The organism is Amycolatopsis sp. NPDC021455 (assembly GCF_040640995.1).
Taxonomy (GTDB): domain Bacteria; phylum Actinomycetota; class Actinomycetes; order Mycobacteriales; family Pseudonocardiaceae; genus Amycolatopsis.
Map to the genome: position 1 here is coordinate 409,332 of NZ_JBFACT010000001.1, position 20,073 is coordinate 429,404.

Sequence of the window (20,073 nt, forward strand, 5' to 3'; positions counted from 1 at the left end):
ATGAGCGACACGACTACGAAGCGCAAGCCGGTGGGCAAGGACATCTCGACCCGCCGCCGCGTCGCGAAGGCCCGTCGGCACTTCCGGCTCCGCAAGAAGGTCTCCGGCACCGAGCAGCGTCCGCGCCTGGTCGTCAAGCGGTCCTCGCGGCACATCGCCGTGCAGGTGATCGACGACCTCGCCGGCCACACGCTGGTGTCGGCGTCCACCCTCGAGGCGGACGTCCGGGCGGTCGACGGCGACAAGAAGGCCAAGGCCGCCAAGGTCGGGGAGCTCGTCGCCGCGCGTGCCAAGAACGCCGGGATCTCGGCCGTGGTGTTCGACCGTGGGGGCAACGCCTACCACGGCCGCATCGCCGCGCTCGCCGACGCCGCCCGTGAGGCGGGGTTGGAGTTCTGACGATGCAGAAGCTTGTTAACGGAAGGAAAGCCTGATGCCGGGACGTACACGGCAATTCGGCGGCGGCCAGGGTGGACCCGGCGGGCAGGGCGGCAACGACCGCGGTGACCGTCGCGACCGCCGGGACCGGCGCGACAGCGGCCGTGGCGGGGCGGCCCAGGACAAGACCCCGCACCTCGAGAAGGTCGTGACGATCAACCGCGTCGCCAAGGTCGTCAAGGGTGGTCGTCGCTTCAGCTTCACCGCCCTGGTGGTCGTCGGCGACGGCGACGGTCAGGTCGGCGTCGGCTACGGCAAGGCCAAGGAAGTTCCCGCGGCCATCGCCAAGGGCGTCGAGGAAGCGAAGAAGAACTTCTTCCGCGTTCCCCGCGTCGCCGGCACCATCCCCCACCCGGTCCAGGGTGAGGAGGCCGCCGGTGTGGTGCTGCTCCGCCCGGCGTCGGCCGGTACCGGTGTCATCGCCGGTGGCCCGGTCCGCGCGGTGCTGGAGTGCGCGGGTGTCCACGACGTGCTGTCGAAGTCGCTCGGCTCCGACAACGCGATCAACATCGTGCACGCGACCGTGGCGGCCCTGAAGGGTCTGCAGCGTCCGGAGGAGGTGGCGGCCCGCCGTGGCCTGCCGCTCGAGGACGTCGCTCCGGCCCGGATGCTGCGCCAGCGTGCCGGCCAGGGGGTCTGATCTCATGGCTCAGCTCAAGGTCACCCAGGTCAAGAGCAAGATCGGCACGAAGCACGCTCACCGCGAGTCGCTGCGCACCCTCGGGCTGCGCAAGATCCGCCAGAGCGTCGTGCGTGAAGACACCCCCCAGGTGCGCGGCCTGATCCACACCGTCCGCCACCTGGTGGAGGTCGAGGAGGTTCAGGCATGACGGCCATCAAGATCCACCACCTGCGTCCGGCTCCGGGCGCCAAGCGCGACAAGATCCGCGTGGGCCGTGGTGAGGGTTCGAAGGGCAAGACGGCCGGCCGCGGTACGAAGGGCACCAAGGCCCGGAAGAACGTGCCGGCCCGGTTCGAGGGTGGGCAGATGCCCATCCAGATGCGGCTCCCGAAGCTGCGCGGCTTCAAGAACCGCTTCCGCACCGAGTACCAGCCGGTGAACGTGGGCGACATCGCCCGCGTCTTCCCGGACGGCGGCACCATCGGTGCCGACGAGCTGGTCAAGGGCGGTCTGGTCCGCAAGGGCAAGCTGGTGAAGGTCCTCGGCAACGGCGACGTGAACGGCGTCAAGCTGGACGTCACCGCCGACGCGTTCTCCGGCTCCGCCAAGGAGAAGCTCGAAGCGGCCGGTGGCTCCGCCACCACCAACTGAGCGGTTCCGGTTTCGAAAGGCCCGTCTGGCTTCGGCCAGGCGGGCCTTTCGGCGTTCCGGGCCGCTCCTTGCTGCGGCGGGAATCCGGGCGGAGGATCATGAGGTGGACAGACCTGCGCAGGAGCCGCCGGAGCGACCGGACCCGCCGACCGCGGCCGCGGACTCGCCGCTGAGCTTCCCGGTGGAGGCTTCGCCGCCTCCGGACGTGGAGGCGCCGGTGGAGACTTTCCGGGCTTCGAAACCGGGAGATGGTGGCTCGGGGGAGTCGCCGCTGAGTTTTCCGGTGGAGGCACCCCGGCTTTCGGATGCGGCGGCGCCCGAGGGTGGCTCGGGGGAGTCGCCGTTGAGCTTTCCGGTCGAGGCTCCGCGGCCTTCGGATGCGGCGGCGCCCGAGGGTGGCTCGGCGGAGTCGCCGCTGAGCTTCCCAGTGGAGGCACCCCGGCCTCCGGATGCCGCGGCGCCCGAGGCTGCTGCCGGGGAGTCGCCGTTGAGTTTTCCGGTGGAGGCTCCGCGGCCCGCGCAACCGCCTCAGCCCGCGGAACCGCCGCCGGCTTCGCTGCCGTTCCCGGTCGCGCAGATCCCGGGGGCGCCCCAGCAGCCGGCCGGAACGCCGCAGCAGGCCGCTTGGCCGCCCCAAACCCCCACCGAACCGCCTCAGCAGGCCGTATGGCCGTCTCAGCCCGTCCCGGGAGCGCCGCAGCCGGCCGACCCGCCCATGGGCGCCCTGCGCTTCCTCCCGGCCGCCCTCGTCGCCGTGGCCGCCGTGCTGGCCGCCCTCGGGGCGTTCCTGCCGCTCTTCCTGGTCCAGCAGCACATCGGGGCGGGCAGGCTGGTCGAAGGCGCCGACGTGACCGTCGTCCAGTCGGCCTGGGGCACCAGCTACCAGTTCCCCGGCCAGGAGGCGACCGACGCCGCGGGCTCGCCCGTGGGCATTCCGCTCCTCGCCGCCGTCGTCCTGCTGACCGCCGCGGCCTACGTCGCCGCGGCGCGGCCCGTGCGCGCTCTCGCCCGTGCGCTGATCGTCGCCGGGGCGGCCTTCACGGCCGGTGCCGTCGCCACCGTCTCCATGAACGGTGTCGGCTGGTCGGCCATGGGCGACCAAATAGAGCTGGACGTCGTCGTCGCGCCAGGCCTGTGGCTACTCATCGGCGCCACCCTGGTGGCGGTGGTCGCGGCCGTCGTGGCCCACCTCGCCGTGCGGCAAGCCGGCGGGACGGCCGGCTGGGCCGATCCCGCCGTCGCCTACGCCGACACCCCGACGCCGCCCTCCGGCGTCGCCATCACCGTGCTCCCGCCGGACGACGACCGTCCCTGAGCGCCCATCGGCGCAGGTCACAGGCGTGTTGACCGGAGCGTCGACGCGCCCGGCCGAACTGCGGACGACGCCGGACGTCTGATCCACATCTGTCAAGGGAATCCGCCAACCCGGCGATGTGGATCAACCCGCCGGAGCAACCTTGGTACGGAAAACCCACACGGACTGCGGACACGCCCTGTGAAGCTGTTAGAGTCGGCGACACGCTTCGGGACGAGTGTGCCCCGAAGCGTTCCTGGCTTGCGTGCCAGTAGTGCTGTGTGTTCCCGCCGGTCCCGTACCGGCCAAGCCGATCGTCGGTTAGGACAGCCGACGACGCCGAGGAGGTCCCCCGCGTGCTCAGCGCCTTCCGCTCGGCTCTCGCGACGCCGGATCTACGCAAGAAGATCCTGTTCACGCTAGCCATCGTCGCGGTTTACCGAATCGGTGCGACCATTCCGGCGCCCGGCATCTCGTACGGTGCCGTACAGGCCTGCAGCTCCCAGGCGCAGCAGGAGGGCGTCTACCAGCTGCTGAACCTGTTCAGCGGTGGTGCGCTGCTGCAGCTGTCGCTCTTCTCGACCGGCATCATGCCGTACATCACGGCGAGCATCATCATCCAGCTGCTCACCGTGGTCATCCCGCGGTTCGAGGAGCTGAAGAAGGAAGGCCAGTCCGGCCAGGGCAAGCTGACCCAGTACACCCGGTACCTGACGATCGCGCTGGCGATCCTGCAGGCCACCGGCGTGGTCGCGCTCGCGGACCGCAAGCAGCTCTTCCCCGACTGCCAGTCGCCGATCATCCCGGACAACAGCGTCTACTCGCTGGCGATCATCGTCATCACCATGACCGCGGGCACCGCCGTCATGATGTGGCTGGGCGAGCTGATCACCGAGCGCGGCGTCGGCAACGGCATGTCCGTCCTGATCTTCCTGAACATCGCGGCGCGCATCCCGGTCGAGGGCGGCAACATCCTCAGCAACGCGGGTGGTCTCGGCCTGGCGGTCGTCTGCGCCTTCGGCCTCGTGATCATCGCGAGCGTCATCTTCGTCGAGCAGGGGCAGCGCCGGATCCCGGTGCAGTACGCCAAGCGCATGATCGGCCGCCGGATGTACGGCGGCACGTCGACCTACCTGCCGATCAAGGTGAACCAGGCCGGCGTCATCCCGGTCATCTTCGCGTCGTCCCTGCTGTACCTGCCGGACCTGATCAGCCGCCTCGTCGGCGACCAGAACGCCAACTCCGGCTGGCAGGTGTTCATCCGGAACTACATCGTGAACCAGTCCAGCTGGGTGCACATCGTCCTGTACTTCGCCCTGATCATCTTCTTCACGTACTTCTACATCACGATCACGTTCAACGTGGACGAACGTGCGGAAGAGATGAAGAAGTTCGGTGGCTTCATCCCGGGCATCCGCCCCGGCCGCCCGACCGCCGAGTACCTGAGCTTCGTCCTCGGCCGGATCACCCTGCCGGGCTCGCTGTACCTGGGCATCATCGCGATCCTCCCGAACTTCTTCCTGTCTCTGACCGGTAGCGGGAACAACCAGAACTTCCCGTTCGGTGGCACGGCTGTGCTGATCATGGTCGGTGTCGGCCTCGACACCGTGAAGCAGATCGAAAGCCAGCTGATGCAGCGCAACTACGAAGGGTTCTTGAAGTGACGCGCCTGGTTCTCGTCGGCCCGCCCGGTGCGGGCAAGGGCACGCAGGCGGTGGCCCTGTCCGAGCAGCTGCGCGTCCCGCACATCTCCACCGGCGACCTGTTCCGCGCGCACGTCGGCCAGGAGACCCCGCTCGGCCAGGAGGCGAAGCGCTACCTGGACTCGGGCGAGCTCGTGCCCGACTCGGTGACCAACGAGATGGTCCGCGAGCGGCTCGCCGAGCCGGACGCCAAGGTCGGCTTCCTGCTCGACGGCTTCCCCCGCAACACCAAGCAGGCCGAGGTCCTCGGCGAGATCCTGGGCGACGCGGACGTCGCGCTCGACGCGGTGATCCAGCTGCAGGTGCCCGAGGACGTCGTCGTCGCGCGGCTCATGTCCCGCGGCCGCGCGGACGACACCGAAGAGGTCATCCGCCGCCGTCAGCAGATCTACGTGTCGGACACCGCGCCGCTGCTGGAGTACTACGCCGACATCCTGGTGACCGTCGACGGTGTCGGCAGCGTCGAGGAGATCTCGGGCCGGGTGCTGAAAGCACTGCGCGACCGCACGTGAACCTCGGAGGATTGCGTGTTCTGCAAGTGCTCCGCCGTGGGCGCATGATCGAAGTCAAGACCCCGGACGAGCTGCAGGCGATGCGGGCCGCCGGCCTCGTCGTCGCCCGCACGCTCGCGGCGGTCCGCGCCGCGGCGAAGCCCGGCGTCAGCACCGCCGAGCTCGACGAGCTGGCCGAGCAGACGATCCGGGACGCCGGCGCGGTGCCGTCGTTCAAGGGCTACCACGGCTTCCCGGCGTCGATCTGCGCGTCGGTGAACGAGCAGATCGTCCACGGCATCCCGGCGAAGACCCAGGTGCTGGCCGACGGCGACATCATCTCCGTCGACTGCGGCGCCATCCTCGACGGCTGGCACGGCGACTCCGCCGTCACGCTGGCCATCGGCAAGGTCTCCGACGCCGACCTCGCGCTGTCCGCGGCGACCGAGGCGGCGATGTGGGCCGGCATCGAGGCGGTCAGCGCCGGCGGCCGGTTGACCGACATCTCCTACGCCGTCCAGTCGGCCGCCGAACGCGCGGGCCGCGACGACGGCGTCGAGTACGGGATGATCGTCGAGTACGGCGGCCACGGCATCGGCCGCCAGATGCACATGGACCCGTTCCTGCCGAACGTCGGCAAGCCCGGCAAGGGCCCGCGGCTGAAGCCGGGCATGGCCCTGGCGATCGAGCCGATGCTCACCGGCGGCGGCGGCGAGACCCGCGAGCTGGACGACGGCTGGACGGTCGTCACGGCCGACGGCTCCCGCGCGGCCCACTGGGAGCACACCGTCGCGATCACCGAAGACGGCCCCTGGGTGCTGACTGCACCCGAAGACGCCTGACCTGGTCATTCACCCACAAGCGGTGATCGCCATCACGTCCACCTGCACGGCCCTTTAGCATGGTCACCCCCGGTTTGGGGGTCGCGACACGACATGCGTACACTGTCAAGTCGGCGCACTTATCGCGCCCGGATCCTGCGCGCTCGTGAACTCACGGTCTAGGGAGCCGGGCACCAGTGTGCCACGCAACACCCCAACCCGGCACTAGTGCTCGAGTTGATCAAGGTGTGGCGACAGACGCTGCTGACAAGGAAAAGCGGAGGACATGGCGAAGAAAGACGGGGCCATCGAGGTCGAAGGCCGCGTAGTCGAGCCGCTCCCCAACGCGATGTTCCGCGTCGAGTTGGAGAACGGCCACAAGGTCCTGGCTCACATCAGCGGCAAGATGCGGCAGCACTACATCCGCATCCTGCCGGAAGACAGGGTTGTCGTGGAGCTTTCGCCCTACGACCTCTCTCGTGGTCGCATCGTCTACCGCTACAAGTGATCACGAAGAGCGGCTCAGAAGCAGGAGAGCAGAAGACGTGAAGGTCCAGCCGAGCGTCAAGAAGATCTGCGACAAGTGCAAGGTGATCCGCCGTCACGGCCGGATCATGGTGATCTGCGAGAACCTGCGGCACAAGCAGCGGCAGGGCTGATCGCCAAGCACTCGAGCAGAGTGGATTGACGGCTTTACAACCTCCCCGCACCTGCCGGATCACGCGAGTGGTCCGGTTCACCCCCGGGCTTCAGGCCGGGGCCGGGACACCCGAAGCGCAAGCCGAGGGCACGACAGGCGAGTCGGTCCCGGAACCGGACGGGGAGCAGACCTGAAGACGAAACCGAAGAAGGAGCATCAGCGCCAATGGCACGACTCGCTGGCGTAGACCTTCCCCGCGAGAAGCGGGTGGAGATCGCGCTTACCTACATCTACGGCATCGGCCGTACCCGCTCGAAGCAGCTCATCGCGGCTGCCGAGATCAACGCGGACACCCGCGTCAAAGACCTCAGCGATGACGACCTCGCCAAGCTGCGTACGTACATCGAAGAGAACTTCAAGGTCGAGGGTGACCTTCGCCGCGAGGTGAACGCCGACATCCGTCGGAAGATCGAGATCGGGTGCTACGAGGGTCTTCGCTGGCGCCGCGGACTTCCCGTCCGTGGTCAGCGCACCAAGACGAACGCCCGTACCCGCAAGGGTCCGAAGAAGACGGTCGCCGGCAAGAAGAAGGCTGGCAAGAAGTGAGCGTCCAGGGCAAGAAGGTCGTGCAGATGGGTGGCGTGCACCGCCGCGGCTCGGCTTGTGTCTCGCCCAAGGCGCTCTACGCCCGCCCGATGGCGCTCCGCAACCTGTACACCGACGCCGGTTCGATCATCCGGCGCGGCCAGGCCGAAGCGGTCGCCGCTCACCAAGAGAACGCGCGCTAACAGGAGAACCCTCAGAACATGCCACCGAAGTCTCGTACCGCGGCCGGGGCCAAGAAGGTCCGCCGCAAGGAAAAGAAGAATGTCGCGCACGGTCACGCGCACATCAAGAGCACCTTCAACAACACCATCGTCTCGATCACGGACCCGACCGGTGCCGTGATCGCGTGGGCGTCGAGTGGGCACGTGGGCTTCAAGGGCTCCCGCAAGTCCACCCCGTTCGCCGCGCAGATGGCCGCCGAAAACGCTGCCCGCAAGGCCGCCGAGCACGGCATGAAGAAGGTCGACGTCTTCGTGAAGGGCCCGGGTTCGGGCCGCGAGACGGCGATCCGCTCGCTGCAGGCGGCCGGCCTCGAGGTCGGCACCATCCAGGACGTGACCCCGCAGCCTCACAACGGCTGCCGCCCGCCCAAGCGGCGCCGGGTCTGAGGAACGGGGAGGAGTAAGAAGAAATGGCTCGTTACACCGGCCCCGCGACGCGTATTTCGCGTCGCCTCAAGGTTGACCTCATCGGCGGCGACCAGGCTTTCGAGCGTCGCCCCTACCCGCCGGGCCAGCACGGCCGCGGGCGCATCAAGGAGTCCGAGTACCTCCTGCAGTCGCAGGAGAAGCAGAAGGCTCGCTACACCTACGGCGTTCTCGAGCGTCAGTTCGTCCGGTACTACAAGGAAGCCGTCCGGCGTCCCGGCAAGACCGGTGAGAACCTGCTGCAGATCCTCGAGTCCCGCCTGGACAACGTGATCTACCGCGCCGGCATCGCCCGCACCCGCCGTCAGGCGCGTCAGCTGGTGAGCCACGGCCACTTCCTGGTCAACGGCCAGAAGGTCAACGTCCCGTCGTTCCAGGTCTCGAAGTGGGACATCATCGACGTGCGGCCGAAGTCGTTCGCGATGCTGCCCTTCGTCGTGGCGAAGGAGTCCTTCGGCGAGCGTCCGGTCCCGGCGTGGCTGCAGGTCGTCCCGTCCAACCTCCGCGTGCTGGTCCACCAGCTCCCGGAGCGCGCGCAGATCGACGTTCCGGTCCAGGAACAGCTGATCGTCGAGCTCTACTCGAAGTAGTCCGGCCCCGGCTGGAGTACGGGCGGCGGCGCAACAGGTGCGCCGCCGCCGCGCCATCCCTTCGACGTCATATGGCGGGCGTCGTCTGGAAAGGAACAAGGAAGAAATGCTGATTTCCCAGCGGCCGGCTCTCGGCGAAGAGACGGTCAACGAGACCCGCTCCCGGTTCACCATCGAACCGCTGGAGCCCGGCTTCGGCTACACGCTCGGCAACTCGCTGCGTCGTACGCTGCTGTCGTCCATCCCGGGCGCGGCCGTGACGAGCATCCGCATCGACGGCGTGCTGCACGAGTTCACCACCGTTCCCGGGGTGAAGGAAGACGTCACCGACATCATCCTGAACCTCAAGGAGCTCGTGGTGTCCTCGGAAGAGGACGAGCCGGTCACCATGTACCTGCGCAAGCAGGGCCCGGGTGAGGTCACGGCGGCCGACATCGTGCCGCCGGCGGGTGTCACCGTGCACAACCCGGATCTGCACATCGCGTCGCTGAACGGCAAGGGCAAGCTCGAGATCGAGCTCGTCGTCGAGCGCGGCCGCGGTTACGTTCCGGCCCTGCAGAACAAGCAGGCGGGCGCGGAGATCGGCCGGATCCCGGTCGACTCGATCTACTCGCCGGTGCTCAAGGTGACCTACAAGGTCGAGGCCACCCGTGTCGAGCAGCGCACCGACTTCGACAAGCTGATCCTGGACGTCGAGACCAAGCCGTCGATCACGCCGCGCGACGCGGTCGCGTCGGCCGGCAAGACGCTGGTGGAGCTGTTCGGTCTCGCCCGCGAGCTGAACGTCGACGCCGAGGGCATCGAGATCGGCCCGTCGCCGCAGGAGGCGGACACCATCGCCGCCTACGCGATGCCGATCGAGGACCTGGACCTCACCGTCCGGTCGTACAACTGCCTCAAGCGCGAGGGCATCCACACGGTGGGCGAGCTCGTCTCGCGCAGCGAGGCGGACCTGCTCGACATCCGCAACTTCGGCGCCAAGTCGATCGACGAGGTCAAGCTCAAGCTCGTCGGCCTCGGCCTCGCGCTGAAGGACAGCCCGCCCGGGTTCGACCCGACCGCGGCGGCCGCCAGCTACGACGGTGAAGGCTGGTCGGAGGGTGTCGGCAGCATCGCCGACGGGATTTCGGACGGCCACGACGATGGCCAGGACTACGCAGAGACCGAGCAGCTCTGAGGCTGTGTGCCTGGACGCTGTGAGCTGAACTAGGAGAACCAATGCCCACCCCTACCAAGGGAGCCCGGCTCGGCGGGTCGTCCGCGCACGAGCGGCTGATCCTGGCCAACTTGGCCACGCAGCTGTTCGAGCACGGCAAGATCACGACCACCGAGGCGAAGGCCCGCCGGGTCCGCCCGCTGGCCGAGAAGCTGATCACCAAGGCGAAGCGGGGCGACCTGCACAACCGCCGTCAGGTGCAGAAGGTCGTCCGTGACAAGGACGTCCTGCACAAGCTGTTCGCCGAGATCGGCCCGCACTTCGCGGAGCGGCCGGGTGGCTACACCCGGATCACCAAGACGATGCCGCGCAAGGGCGACAACGCCGCCATGGCCGTCATCGAGCTGGTGGCCGAGAAGACGGTGACGTCGGAGGCCGAGCGGGCTCGCAAGACGAAGTTCGCCAAGGACGAGCCGAAGGCCGCCGCCCCGGCTGAGGAGACCACCGAGGCGCCCGCCGCCGAGGAGGCTCCGGCTGCCGAGGAGGCCAAGGCCGAGGACACCGCCGCCGAGACCGAGGCCCCGGCTTCGGAAGACGCGGACGCCAAGAAGGACTGACGTCCTGACGGCCGATTCGACACCGGACGAGCCCGCCACTCCCGCTGGGGAGGGCGGGCTCGTTCGTCTGCGCCTGGACGTCTCCTACGACGGCACGGACTTCTCGGGCTGGGCTCGTCAGCCGGGCCGCCGGACGGTCCAGGGGCTCCTGGAAGAGGCGCTGCAGAAGCAGCCACCGGGAGCCGCGGTGCCGAAGTCCGTGGTCGTGGCGGGCCGCACGGACGCCGGCGTCCACGCGACCGGCCAGGTGGTGCACGTCGACGTGGTGCCCCTTTCCGAGCCCTCAGGCCGGATTCCCGTTTCCCCGGAAGGCATCCCGGACCTGACGCGCATGACGGGCCGCTGGAACCGCCTGCTGCCGGGCGACGTGCGGGTGCTGGGAGCCCGGATCGCTCCCGAGGGGTTCGACGCGCGGTTCTCGGCGATCCGCCGTCACTACCGCTACCGGGTTTCGGACGCGCCGTGGGGCGCGGATCCATTGCGCCGCCACGACACCCTGGCGTGGAACCGTCCACTGTCGACGGACGCGATGAACGCGGCGGCGGCGGACCTGCTGGGGCTCCACGACTTCGCGGCGTACTGCAAGCAGCGCGACACGGGCACGACGATCCGCGAGCTGCAGCGCCTGGAGTGGGAGCGGGTGGACGAGCACCTGCTGGAGGTCCGCGTCTCGGCGGACGCGTTCTGCCACTCGATGGTCCGCAGCCTGGTCGGAGTGCTCCTGCTGGTGGGCGACGGCCGCCGCACCGACGCGTGGCCCGCGAAGGTCCTGGAGAGCGGAATCCGCGACAGCGCGGTGGCCCCGGCCCACGGCTTGACGCTCTTGGGCGTGGACTACCCGCCCGACGCCGAACTCGCCGCCCGCGCGGAGCAGACCCGCAACGTCCGCACCTCGCCGTGATGCCGTGAAGGCCTCCTTCCCGGCTATAAGAGCCGGTAAGGAGGCCTTCACGGCCTTTGCCGAGGGGGCCCCGCTCAGTCGCCGCGGCGGACCGGGCCCAGGAGCTGCTGCTCCTTGCTCGTCGTCACCAGGCGCAGCGGGCGCCAGAGGTTGCGGCCCAGGGCCACGACCTGGTCGTCGTTCAACGTCGTCAGCTGGCGCATCATCTGCGGCGGCAGGCGCCAGATCCGGGCCGCCAGCTCGGCCTGGCCGGCCGGGAGACGCTGCATCAGCACCAGGTCCGCCGCGTTGGCCGTCGCGCCCGCCTGCGGGTGCAGGTACGGGAGCACGTAGATCGTCGTCTGCCACGGCGACCGGGGCGGGAACAGGTCCTGTGGCGTCGGGCCGCCGTCGGTGACCACCAGCAGCGGCGCGTCCTCCGACGGCCGCGGCAGCTCGACCGGCGACAGCCGGCGGATCTGCACCAGCGGCGACGGCCGCCCGTCGCGGCTGCCCGCCGCCCGGGAGAGCACCTGCCACTCGGTCGGACGGCCGGTCGCCACGACGACCCACGCGCCGACCGCCATCGCGCGCATGGCCACCTGGCGGGCCAGGTACAGCCCGCCCACCAGCACGATGCGGGTCGGGGTCGAGCGCAGCGCCGAGATCGTCAGCGGCTCGCCCTTCAGCCCCGAGCCGAGCACGATGCCGCCGCGGTCGCCCGACGGGCTGACCGCGTCGAGCATCGCGGGGTCGACGGTGAACTCCGGCGCCACGCCGGTGTTCTGCCCGGCGTCACGGACGCGGGAAGTCATGCCGTACCTCCGATCGGCAACGTCGCGGCGAACGCGGAGACCTGCAGGCCGCGCAACGGCGTCAGGGTGACGTCCAGCCGCTCGGCCAGCCCCTGCAGCCGCTGGTCCGCGGCGTCGAGCTCACGCGGGTTCCGCGCGCTCAGCCGGACCACGCCGCGCAGCCCGATCTTGCCTTCGTCGGACGCCGGGGAGATCGACATCGCGAGCGTCGCCGACAGTGCCCGGACGCTCGTCAGCGCGTTCAGGCTGCCGGTGATCTTGCCCTTCGGCCAGCCGGTGATCGCGTAGCTCGCGTGCCCGATGCCGGCCGCGGTCACGCCGGACCAGCGCTCCTGCAACGTCACCTTGTTCGGCGAGCCGGCGACCGCGGTCAGCTCCGCGGCGGAGATGCTCGCGCGCAGCAGCTCGTCCGGGTCCAGCGGCCGCGTCGGCACGCCCTGGGACTCCAGCGCGTTGCGGACCCGCGAAAGCGCGCCGATCAGCGCGCGGTGGGCGCCGACGACGCCGCCGCCGCGCTCGCGGATCGCCGCCGGGCAGCGCTTCGGGTCCAGCCGGATGGCGACCCACGTCGTCCGCCGCGCCGCCGCGGGCAGCGGCCCGAGCACCTCCATGTAGGAGCTCAGCGCCGGCGAATCCGACGGCAGGGCCGCGCTGCCGGGGTAGCAGTGCCAGATCGTCTGGATCGAGTCGAGGACCACACCGCGGTCTTCGAGGCACGGCGCGAGCGCCGACAGCGGCAGGCTCGGGGCACCGTCGGCCTGGGTGATCAACGCCGGCGTCGGCTCGACGAGCAGCACCGCCGTCCAGGTGCCGTCGTTCCACGCGAGCCCGACCTGCTGGACTTCGTGGTCGACGCCGTGCGCCACGACGAGGTCCGGCACGGCGATGCGGAGCAGGTTCACGCGGGCGTCTTCGGGCCCGGTGACCGTGGTCTCCTCGGCGGCCAGCTCCTCGACGGTGCTCGGCGGCAGCGGGTTCGCGACCCGGTCGTGGGAGCGGAAGGAGTAGCGCAGCGTCAGCCCGACCCACTGGGTGAACCAGCGGCCGCGCCGGCGCAGCAGCGCGACGATGAGGGCGAAGCCGAGGATGCCGATCCCGACGTACTTCAGCGACATGTCGATCGCGAGGAGGACCAGGCCGATCGCGAGGCCGACCTCCAGCACGACGAGGTTCGCCACGGGCAGCGGGCCGAGGTTCACGCCGGAGGAGCGCCGCCGGGCCGGCGGGGCCATCCGCACCGGGGGCGGGGAAGCGGGCGTGTCGCTGTCGTCGGGTCCCTGGGGGCCGCTCGGGCCACCAGGCCCGCCACCGCCGGGACCACCCGGGCCGCCAGGTCCGCCGGGACCACCCGGGCCACCGGGACCGCCCGGACCCCCGGGGCCACCAGGCCCTCCAGGGCCGCCGGGACGTCCGACAGGGCCGCCGGGGCCGCGCGGGGGGACAGCGGGCCGTCCGGGACCGCCGGGGCCGCCACCGGGGCCGGGTCCGCCGGGAACCGCACCGGGTCCGCCGGGTCTCATCGGCCGCGGCGGCGGGCCCGGCTGGCGGCCGGGCGGCGGGGGCCCGGGCGGACGTGGAGGGTTGGTGACGGACATCCGCGCTTTCTCTTCCCCTCGTGCTTGCTGCGTACCCGGAAGCCGGGTCCCGGGGTGTCCGACACTAGCTTGAGTTGGTAGAAACCCCACACCAGACGGTCCCCGTACGGCTATCCTGCGGAACCGTACCGCGACGGGGAGAGCTGTAGGTCGAGAATGCCATCAACACCGACGACTAAGTCTCAGGTCCAGGCGTATCAGTTCGTCCTCCGGCGGATGCAGTCGGCGCTGGTCCGGCGGGACGCCGTGATGTTGCACGACCCGATGCGCACCCACACGCGGGCCACCATCGTCGGGGTCGTGCTGGGGGCGCTCGGCATGATCGTCTTCGTCGTCTGGGGGCTGCTCAGCCCGGCGCCGTCGGTGCCCGACGCCGGGAACATCGTGATCGGCGAGCAGTCCGGCACGGTCTACGTCGTGGCGGCGGGGAACCCGAAGAAGCTGATCCCGACGTTCAACCTCGCGTCGGCCCGGCTCCTCCTGCTGGCCCAGCAGAAGCAGTCGAGCGGCGGCACCGGTGGCGCGACCGCGGCACCGGCCGCGCCCGCCGCGGCGAGCGCGCAGAGTGTGAAGAATCCCACGGTCGTTTCCGACGCGCAGCTGGAGTCCATTCCGCGCGACAAACTGACCGGAATTCCGGACGGTCCGCAGCTGATCCCGTCGGATTCCCAGCGAATTTCCCCCAATTGGGCGGTCTGCGACCAGGTTCAGCTCGATCCTTCGCTGCCCAACCCCGACACCGGCAAGACCAACACCTACGTTTTCGGCGGCGTCGCGCCGAGCAGCCTCGGCGGCGAGCTGGGCGAGAACGACGCGTTGCTGGCGAAGGCCGACAACAACAAGACGTACCTGATCTACCGGCTGCCGAGCTCGCGCAACCGGCCGAACGCGAACACCGTGCGGGCCGAGATCGACGTCGACAACCCCAACGACGCCGTCCGGACGGCGCTGCGGCTGCCCTCGACACAGCGGAAGATCAGCCAGGGGCTGCTGAACGCGATCCCCGAGGTCGCCAGGCTGACCCCGCCGAAGATCGCGAGCGGCTCGGCCCCCGGCAACTTCGACGGCCTGACCGCGGGTGACGTCTTCGCCACCCAGCCGGCCGGCGCGCCGGCGAACTTCTACGCGATCACCCGGTCCGGCATCCAGCAGGTGTCGAACGCGGTCGCCGACATCATCCGCGTCGCGAAGAACGGCAGCTCCGGCAGCATCCAGACGCTCGGCCTCGACCGGCTCGCCGGCGCGCACGTCCTGCAGCCCACCGACCCCGACTACATCCAGGTCGACGACTTCCCGCGCTCGGTCCCGACGGTCCTCGACGCCACGAAGAACTCGTCGGTCGCGTGCCTGGGCTGGTCGCTGACCGGCTCGGGGCCCGACCAGGACGCCCACACCTCGGTGTACGTCGACACGCAGCTGCCCGGGCAGAAGAGCACCGGGGACAAGTTCGCCACGATGACGATGACCACGCCCGGCCCGAACCGGGTGCCGATCAACGGCTTCTACCTCAAGCCCGGGTTCGCCGCGGTGGTCCAGTCCGCCACCGGCAAGGCCAGCTTCGGCAAGGGCCAGATCCAGCTGATCTCCGACCGGGGCATCCGCTACAGCGTCCCGGACGCCCAGACCGCGGACGCGATCGGCATGAACAACCGGCAGCCCGCGCCGGAGTCGATCATCGGGCTGCTGCCGACCGGGGCGTCGCTGAACACGCAGGACGTCCTGCGGCAGTTCGACTCGGTGCCGATCGACCCGAACGCCGGCACGTACGCGACGCCTTCCCGCCAGCCGGGTAACTGACGGGAACCACCGGTCCTCCGCGAGCGTCACATGCTCGAGGGGTTCCGGGTGAGCGGAGGTGCCGTGTCCGGCTTGAGGATGGACGGCGTCGTCGTCGGCGAGTACGCCAAGACGGCCGAAGCGGCCGCTGACGACTTGGACGCGGCGGCGGCCGACGTCGGGGGTGAGGGCGTCACCGCGGAGTCGTACGGCGAACTGGGGGCCCGGCTGGGGCTCGGTGAGTCGTACGGCCGCGCGGCGGGCGCGTTGCGGCGTCAGCTGACCGACGGCGCGGAGGCGCTGCGCTCGGCCGCGGAGGCGCTCCGGCAGGTGACGGTCCGGCACGGCGCGCAGGACGACGAAGCCGCGGAGCTGATCGAGCGGGCCGGGAGGCTCGACGGATGATCGCCGAGAGCTCCACCGAGTCCATCCCGCACCCGCCGACGACCCCGGTGCCCGTGCCCGCGGGCGAGGACATCACGGCGGCGGCCGAGCCGTACCTGGCGTACCTCACGGACCTCTCGCGGCAGCTGGGCGTGATCGACCCCGTCGAGACGTACTTCCGCCCGCTGGTCGGCCGCTGGGCCGATCTCGGCGCGGAGGCGGACCGCCTCCGCCAGGCCGCGTCGGTCGCGGCCGGGGTCTCGGCGCGCCTGGACGGCGGGCTCGGCCGGCTCGACGCGGGCTGGGAAGGGCGTGACGCGGACTCGTTCATCGCGTACATCCGCCAGGTCGGCGCGGCGGGCGGCGACCTCCGTGAAGCACTCGACACCCTCGCCGGCGCACTGGACGAGATGGTGACGACACTGCGCCACGTCGTCGTCGACCTCGTCGAGGTGCTGGTGGACGCGGCGGAGCTGACGTCGGAGACGATGCTGCTCCCGAGCGGCGGCACCAAGCGGGCGCGGGCGCAGCTGCAGGAGACGCAGGACTCGGCGAAGGCGCTGCACGAAACCGCGCGCGACGTCATGGAGGCGTTCGACCGGCTGTGCGACGGCGTCGACGACCCCGACGCGGCGTCCCGGACCATCGAGATCCGGCACCGGTACCCGCAGGAGCGGTTCAAGCTGCACGACGACGCCCTGAACGAAGCGGGCGAGCAGGCCACGGCCGCGGCTGCGGCGTCCGGCCCGGCCGACGCCCCGGCCGACGAGGTCATGACGCCGTCGGCGGCGAGCGACCCGGCGGAGGGCCGTCACACGGGCGCGGGCACTCCCGAGAGCGAGCAGACCCCCGCCCCGCCGTCCCCGCCCGCCCCGGACCACCAGGCGACGTCGGGCGGCGTCCCGATGATGCCGATGATGGGCTTCGGCGCGTTCGGCATGGGCGGCGGCCAGGCCCGCCGCCAGTCGAAGACGAGGCCGGTCACGAAGCCGTCGGAGCTGCTGGGCGAGCCCGGCCTGGTGGCACCCCCGGTGATCGGCGAGGACGAAACCCCGCCGAAGCAGAAGAAGCCCCCGGCGAAGTAACGGCTCAGCGGCGGGGCGGGGTGTCTCCGGCCGGGCGGTTGCGGCGGATCGTGTGCATCACGAACAACGTGATCAGCAGCGCGAGCACGCCGCCCGCGGTGCCGGCCAGCGCGACGATCACCGGGGTGGAGCTGCGGTCGTTCGCCGGCGGGAGCTGGGCCAGCTGCGGGGCCGGCATCGGGGCCTGGTTGCCCACCTCCGACGGCAGCACCTGCGTCAGCGCCGCCACCGGGTCGATGACGCCGTAGCCGACGAAGTTGTCGCGGCCGCCCGGGGCGGCCGGGTGCTGGGCCGTTTCCTTGATGCGGTTGATGATGCCCTTGGCGTCGAGCTGCCCGTACTTCGCCTTGACCAGCGCCGCCAGGCCCGCGACGTACGGCGCCGCGAAGCTCGTGCCCTGGATTTCGCTGGCCTTGTCGCCGTTTTCGAACGTCAGGTTCGCGAGGCTGTTCGAGCCCTCGGCCGGGTCGAGCGAGATGATCTTCGTCCCCGGTGCCGCGACGCCGACCCACGGGCCGTGCACGCTGAACGGCGCCACGCCGCCGGTTTCGTCGATCGCGCCCACCGACAGCACGTCGTCCGCGAACCACGGCGGCGTCACGATCGTCTTGGGCTTGCGGGCGTCCGGCTGGTCGTTCTGGGGACACGTGTCGGTGGCGTTCCCGGCGGCCGCGACGATCACGATGTTCTTCGACGCCGCGTAGTGGACCGCCGCCTGGACCTGCTGTTCGCCGGTGGTGATCGAGCCGTTGGCGGGCCGGCAGTTGTCGACCGACATGTTGATGACGTCGGCCTCGTTGCGGTCGGCGATGCCCCGGATGATCTCGGCGAGCGTCTTCAGCGTGCCCGCGGTGCCCGCCTTCTCGAGCTGGCGGCCGCCGTTGGACTGCCCGGGCGACGTCCCGTCGCCTTCACTGCCGCCACCGCCGCCGCCGGGTGGCGGCGCCGTGCTCGACCCGCTCGACGACGGTGGCGCGCCGCCGGTGGAGCTGTTCGGCGGCGGCGTCGAAGTCGAGGTGTCGGGCTCGTAGTTCTCGCTCAGCTGCCGGTAGGACCGGATCGTCACGTCCGGCGCGACGCCGACGAACCCGACCTCGGGGTCGTCCGGCTTCGCCCCGATGATCCCGGCGACCTCGGTGCCGTGGCCGTCGCAGTCCTCGAGCCCGGGTCGCTGTCCCTGGGACGGTGTCGCGACGTACTCGCCACCGGACTCGAGCCGGTTCTGGAACCACGGGTGCCGCGTGACGCCGGTGTCGATCACGGCCACCCGGACCCCGCCGCCGACGCTGCCGGTGGCCGCCTTGACGATCTCCTGCGCCTTCGAGATCTGCAGGTACTCCTGGCCCCACGGCCGGTTCTTGAGCACGATGTTCTGGCCGAGGGTGCTGCGCTGCACGCACGCCTTCGACAGCTTGTACTTCTTGTCCGGCTGGCCCGAGTCCGGGATCAGCTTGTCCATGTCGACCGGTGGCGGCGCCCCGTAGTAACCGTCGGCGGGCGCCTCCTGCGCCTCCGCCGGGACGGTCAGGGCCAGCGGGGACAGCAGGCCGATCGTGCCGGCCAGCAGAGCCGTCGTCGTCCGCCGGGTGGTGCCGAAACGCCGTGCCACTGCCATCCGAGATTCACCCGATCCGGTCACTTGAAGTTCAGGTGCCGCAGGGTGGTGTAGAGGTCCATCACACCCAGGGCGAGCGGGAGCACGGAGGCGATGCAGATCGCTTCGACGATCTCCACCGTGCGCCGCAGCGGCGGCGAGAACCGCTGGTTCGGGAAGATCACGCCGACGACGAGCGCGCCCGCCGCGAGCAGGACCAGCGCGCCGAAGACGTAGAGCAGGCGGTTCTGCGCGCTCGCCGAGACCAGCCAGCCGGCGGCGATCCCGGTAGCCGAGACCAGGCCCGTGGTGAGCAGGGCGATCGCCTGGCTGCCGTTGGCGTACGCGCGGGCGCGCAGGAGCAGGACGAGCGTCGCGACGACGCCGAGGATGATCCCGAACGCGCCCGGCGCGGTGGCGGCGATGACCGCGGCGACCGCGACCGTGGCCCCGCAGCCGACCATCAGGCCGGTCATGTAGTTGTGCGCGACCGCCGTGCGGCGCTCGATCGCCCGGTAGTCGGGGAAGCCGGAGTCTTCCTTCAGCTCTTCGGCGTTGCTCGGCACGTGCGGCAGCGGCAGCTTCGCGAGCCAGATCGTCGCGCGCGGCAGGATCGAGATGCAGGCGAGGGCGACGGCGACCGTGCCGGCCGCGATGCCGGCCGCGGGGTGCGCGACGAGCGTGCCGAACAGGAAGGCCAGCCCGCCGAAGGTGCCCGCGGTGGCCGCCGCGATGAACGTCGTGATGCCGGCGCCGATGACCATGATGCAGACCGAGGCGACGATGATCACCAGGACCGCGCCGAGCAGCAGGTTCGCCCGCAGGGACAGCCCCGGCACGATGTAGAAGCCGCTGACGAACGCCAGCGGCAGGCCGCCGGCCGCGGCGATCAGCACGCCGGTCGCCTCCGCCTGGTACGCCTTGGCCAGCGTGGCGCCGACCGCGACGCACGCGATCGCGCCGATGCCGCCGGCGATGGCCGCGCCGAGCGCGCTGCCGCCGTAGAACGACCCGCTCATGAACAGGGCGATGGCGGCGGCGACCAGCGCCAGCCCGCCCGCGACGTGCCCGAAGCGGTTCGCCGTCTCCTTGGTCCACGGGCGGAAGCTGTCCGGGGTCGACTCCGCGATCGCGTCGACGACGTCGTCGTACAGCGGCGGCGGCGGGTTTTCGTTGCGCTTGCGCAGCTGCAGCAGCTCACCGTCGACGACGCCGAGCGAGGCCAGCGTGCGGCTCGGGTCGAGCGGGGCGTCGCCGAGCTTCGCCAGCGCCCAGCCACCGTGGCGGGCGCCGCCGTCCGGCGACGACTCCTTGGCCATGTCCAGGAGCATCGGCAGGAGGTCGGCCACCGCGACGTCGGCGGGCAGGGCCACGTCGATCCGGGTGGAGGGCGCGACGACCGTCACCCTGCTGAAAACTGTCGTGCCCGTAGCCACCGCACTGCCCCCGCTCTGATGAGACGTCTCCCGGGGAACTTATACCGAACCCCCGCTCCGGCATCATCGAACGTCTGAAAATCACCGGCAATACCAGGTCAGGGCCACGAACGCGGCATCACTGCCGGTGGCGGGTGGTGGGCCTGCCGGTCGCCGGGGCTGGGGTGGTCGCGAATGGGTCATTGGCGGCCTCGCACGTCCCGAATGAGTCATTCGCGACACTGGCCGGCAG

Annotated in this window: 24 protein-coding genes; 20 read left to right on the forward strand and 4 right to left on the reverse strand. The window is 70.7% G+C overall.

Annotated elements, in window-relative coordinates:
- The 17 genes from rplR (at position 1) to truA (ending at position 11,177) form a co-directional block, all read left to right on the forward strand.
- Positions 1-399, forward strand: a complete 399-nt coding sequence (gene rplR, locus AB0G28_RS02235; RefSeq protein WP_361082078.1) for a 50S ribosomal protein L18 — start codon at positions 1-3, stop codon at positions 397-399.
- A gap of 34 nt (positions 400-433) precedes the next feature.
- Positions 434-1,078, forward strand: coding sequence for a 30S ribosomal protein S5 (rpsE, locus tag AB0G28_RS02240; RefSeq protein WP_204091695.1), 645 nt, complete (start codon positions 434-436; stop codon positions 1,076-1,078).
- A 4-nt stretch (positions 1,079-1,082) separates the two neighbouring features.
- Positions 1,083-1,268 (forward strand): 50S ribosomal protein L30, encoded by a 186-nt coding sequence (gene rpmD, locus AB0G28_RS02245; RefSeq protein ID WP_004558875.1) that lies wholly within the window; start codon positions 1,083-1,085, stop codon positions 1,266-1,268.
- Positions 1,265-1,711, forward strand: a complete 447-nt coding sequence (rplO, locus tag AB0G28_RS02250) for a 50S ribosomal protein L15 (protein WP_361082081.1) — start codon at positions 1,265-1,267, stop codon at positions 1,709-1,711. The genes rpmD and rplO overlap by 4 nt, the downstream gene beginning before the upstream one ends.
- Before the next feature lie 487 nt (positions 1,712-2,198).
- On the forward strand, positions 2,199-3,026 hold the full coding sequence (locus AB0G28_RS02255; protein WP_361082083.1) for a hypothetical protein: 828 nt from the start codon (positions 2,199-2,201) through the stop codon (positions 3,024-3,026).
- 335 nt (positions 3,027-3,361) lie between these two features.
- The gene (gene secY / locus AB0G28_RS02260) at positions 3,362-4,669 is read left to right on the forward strand and encodes a preprotein translocase subunit SecY (protein WP_361082085.1); all 1,308 of its coding nucleotides are present in this window, start codon (positions 3,362-3,364) and stop codon (positions 4,667-4,669) included.
- The gene (locus tag AB0G28_RS02265) at positions 4,666-5,220 is read left to right on the forward strand and encodes an adenylate kinase (protein WP_093949023.1); all 555 of its coding nucleotides are present in this window, start codon (positions 4,666-4,668) and stop codon (positions 5,218-5,220) included. Before secY ends, AB0G28_RS02265 begins: the two co-directional genes overlap by 4 nt.
- Before the next feature lie 44 nt (positions 5,221-5,264).
- Positions 5,265-6,041: a type I methionyl aminopeptidase gene (gene map / locus AB0G28_RS02270; protein WP_361082087.1), complete on the forward strand. Its 777-nt coding sequence runs from the start codon at positions 5,265-5,267 to the stop codon at positions 6,039-6,041.
- 265 nt (positions 6,042-6,306) lie between these two features.
- A complete protein-coding gene (gene infA / locus AB0G28_RS02275) occupies positions 6,307-6,528 on the forward strand; it encodes a translation initiation factor IF-1 (RefSeq protein ID WP_004558881.1) in 222 nt (73 codons plus the stop codon).
- 37 nt (positions 6,529-6,565) lie between these two features.
- On the forward strand, positions 6,566-6,679 hold the full coding sequence (gene rpmJ / locus AB0G28_RS02280) for a 50S ribosomal protein L36 (protein WP_004558882.1): 114 nt from the start codon (positions 6,566-6,568) through the stop codon (positions 6,677-6,679).
- A 206-nt stretch (positions 6,680-6,885) separates the two neighbouring features.
- The gene (gene rpsM / locus AB0G28_RS02285; protein ID WP_176173264.1) at positions 6,886-7,266 is read left to right on the forward strand and encodes a 30S ribosomal protein S13; all 381 of its coding nucleotides are present in this window, start codon (positions 6,886-6,888) and stop codon (positions 7,264-7,266) included.
- Positions 7,263-7,448, forward strand: a complete 186-nt coding sequence (locus AB0G28_RS02290) for a hypothetical protein (RefSeq protein WP_004558884.1) — start codon at positions 7,263-7,265, stop codon at positions 7,446-7,448. Before rpsM ends, AB0G28_RS02290 begins: the two co-directional genes overlap by 4 nt.
- Positions 7,449-7,466: 18 nt before the next feature.
- A complete protein-coding gene (rpsK, locus tag AB0G28_RS02295) occupies positions 7,467-7,874 on the forward strand; it encodes a 30S ribosomal protein S11 (protein WP_004558885.1) in 408 nt (135 codons plus the stop codon).
- Positions 7,875-7,897: 23 nt separating this feature from the next.
- Complete coding sequence (gene rpsD / locus AB0G28_RS02300) at positions 7,898-8,503, forward strand: 30S ribosomal protein S4 (protein WP_361082089.1); 606 nt, start codon at positions 7,898-7,900, stop codon at positions 8,501-8,503.
- Between the two features lie 85 nt (positions 8,504-8,588).
- Positions 8,589-9,680 carry a DNA-directed RNA polymerase subunit alpha gene (locus AB0G28_RS02305; protein WP_361082356.1) on the forward strand — a complete coding sequence of 364 codons (1,092 nt, stop codon included), beginning with the start codon at positions 8,589-8,591 and terminating at the stop codon, positions 9,678-9,680.
- Between the two features lie 41 nt (positions 9,681-9,721).
- Entirely contained in the window at positions 9,722-10,276 is a 555-nt protein-coding gene (rplQ, locus tag AB0G28_RS02310; protein ID WP_361082091.1) for a 50S ribosomal protein L17, read from the forward strand.
- Positions 10,277-10,349: 73 nt separating this feature from the next.
- Complete coding sequence (gene truA, locus AB0G28_RS02315) at positions 10,350-11,177, forward strand: tRNA pseudouridine(38-40) synthase TruA (RefSeq protein ID WP_361082358.1); 828 nt, start codon at positions 10,350-10,352, stop codon at positions 11,175-11,177.
- 74 nt (positions 11,178-11,251) lie between these two features.
- On the opposite strand, the gene AB0G28_RS02320 is transcribed toward truA, so the two are convergent.
- Both AB0G28_RS02320 and eccE read right to left on the reverse strand, forming a co-directional pair.
- The gene (locus tag AB0G28_RS02320) at positions 11,252-11,971 is read right to left on the reverse strand and encodes a hypothetical protein (protein ID WP_361082093.1); all 720 of its coding nucleotides are present in this window, start codon (positions 11,969-11,971) and stop codon (positions 11,252-11,254) included.
- Positions 11,968-13,203, reverse strand: a complete 1,236-nt coding sequence (gene eccE / locus AB0G28_RS02325; RefSeq protein ID WP_361082360.1) for a type VII secretion protein EccE — start codon at positions 13,201-13,203, stop codon at positions 11,968-11,970. Before eccE ends, AB0G28_RS02320 begins: the two co-directional genes overlap by 4 nt.
- A gap of 519 nt (positions 13,204-13,722) precedes the next feature.
- Here eccE and eccB point away from each other — a divergent pair.
- The 3 genes from eccB to AB0G28_RS02340 all read left to right on the forward strand — a co-directional run bounded on the left by eccB (position 13,723) and on the right by AB0G28_RS02340 (position 16,811).
- Positions 13,723-15,363: a type VII secretion protein EccB gene (eccB, locus tag AB0G28_RS02330; protein ID WP_361082095.1), complete on the forward strand. Its 1,641-nt coding sequence runs from the start codon at positions 13,723-13,725 to the stop codon at positions 15,361-15,363.
- 63 nt (positions 15,364-15,426) lie between these two features.
- Complete coding sequence (locus AB0G28_RS02335) at positions 15,427-15,747, forward strand: hypothetical protein (RefSeq protein WP_361082096.1); 321 nt, start codon at positions 15,427-15,429, stop codon at positions 15,745-15,747.
- Positions 15,744-16,811: an endo-1,4-beta-glucanase gene (locus tag AB0G28_RS02340; protein WP_361082098.1), complete on the forward strand. Its 1,068-nt coding sequence runs from the start codon at positions 15,744-15,746 to the stop codon at positions 16,809-16,811. The genes AB0G28_RS02335 and AB0G28_RS02340 overlap by 4 nt, the downstream gene beginning before the upstream one ends.
- Before the next feature lie 4 nt (positions 16,812-16,815).
- Here the strand turns inward: AB0G28_RS02340 and mycP are convergent, their stop codons facing one another.
- On the reverse strand, positions 16,816-18,426 hold the full coding sequence (gene mycP, locus AB0G28_RS02345) for a type VII secretion-associated serine protease mycosin (RefSeq protein WP_361082100.1): 1,611 nt from the start codon (positions 18,424-18,426) through the stop codon (positions 16,816-16,818).
- A 20-nt stretch (positions 18,427-18,446) separates the two neighbouring features.
- On the reverse strand, positions 18,447-19,811 hold the full coding sequence (gene eccD, locus AB0G28_RS02350) for a type VII secretion integral membrane protein EccD (RefSeq protein WP_361082102.1): 1,365 nt from the start codon (positions 19,809-19,811) through the stop codon (positions 18,447-18,449).
- Positions 19,812-20,073: the final 262 nt, after the last annotated feature.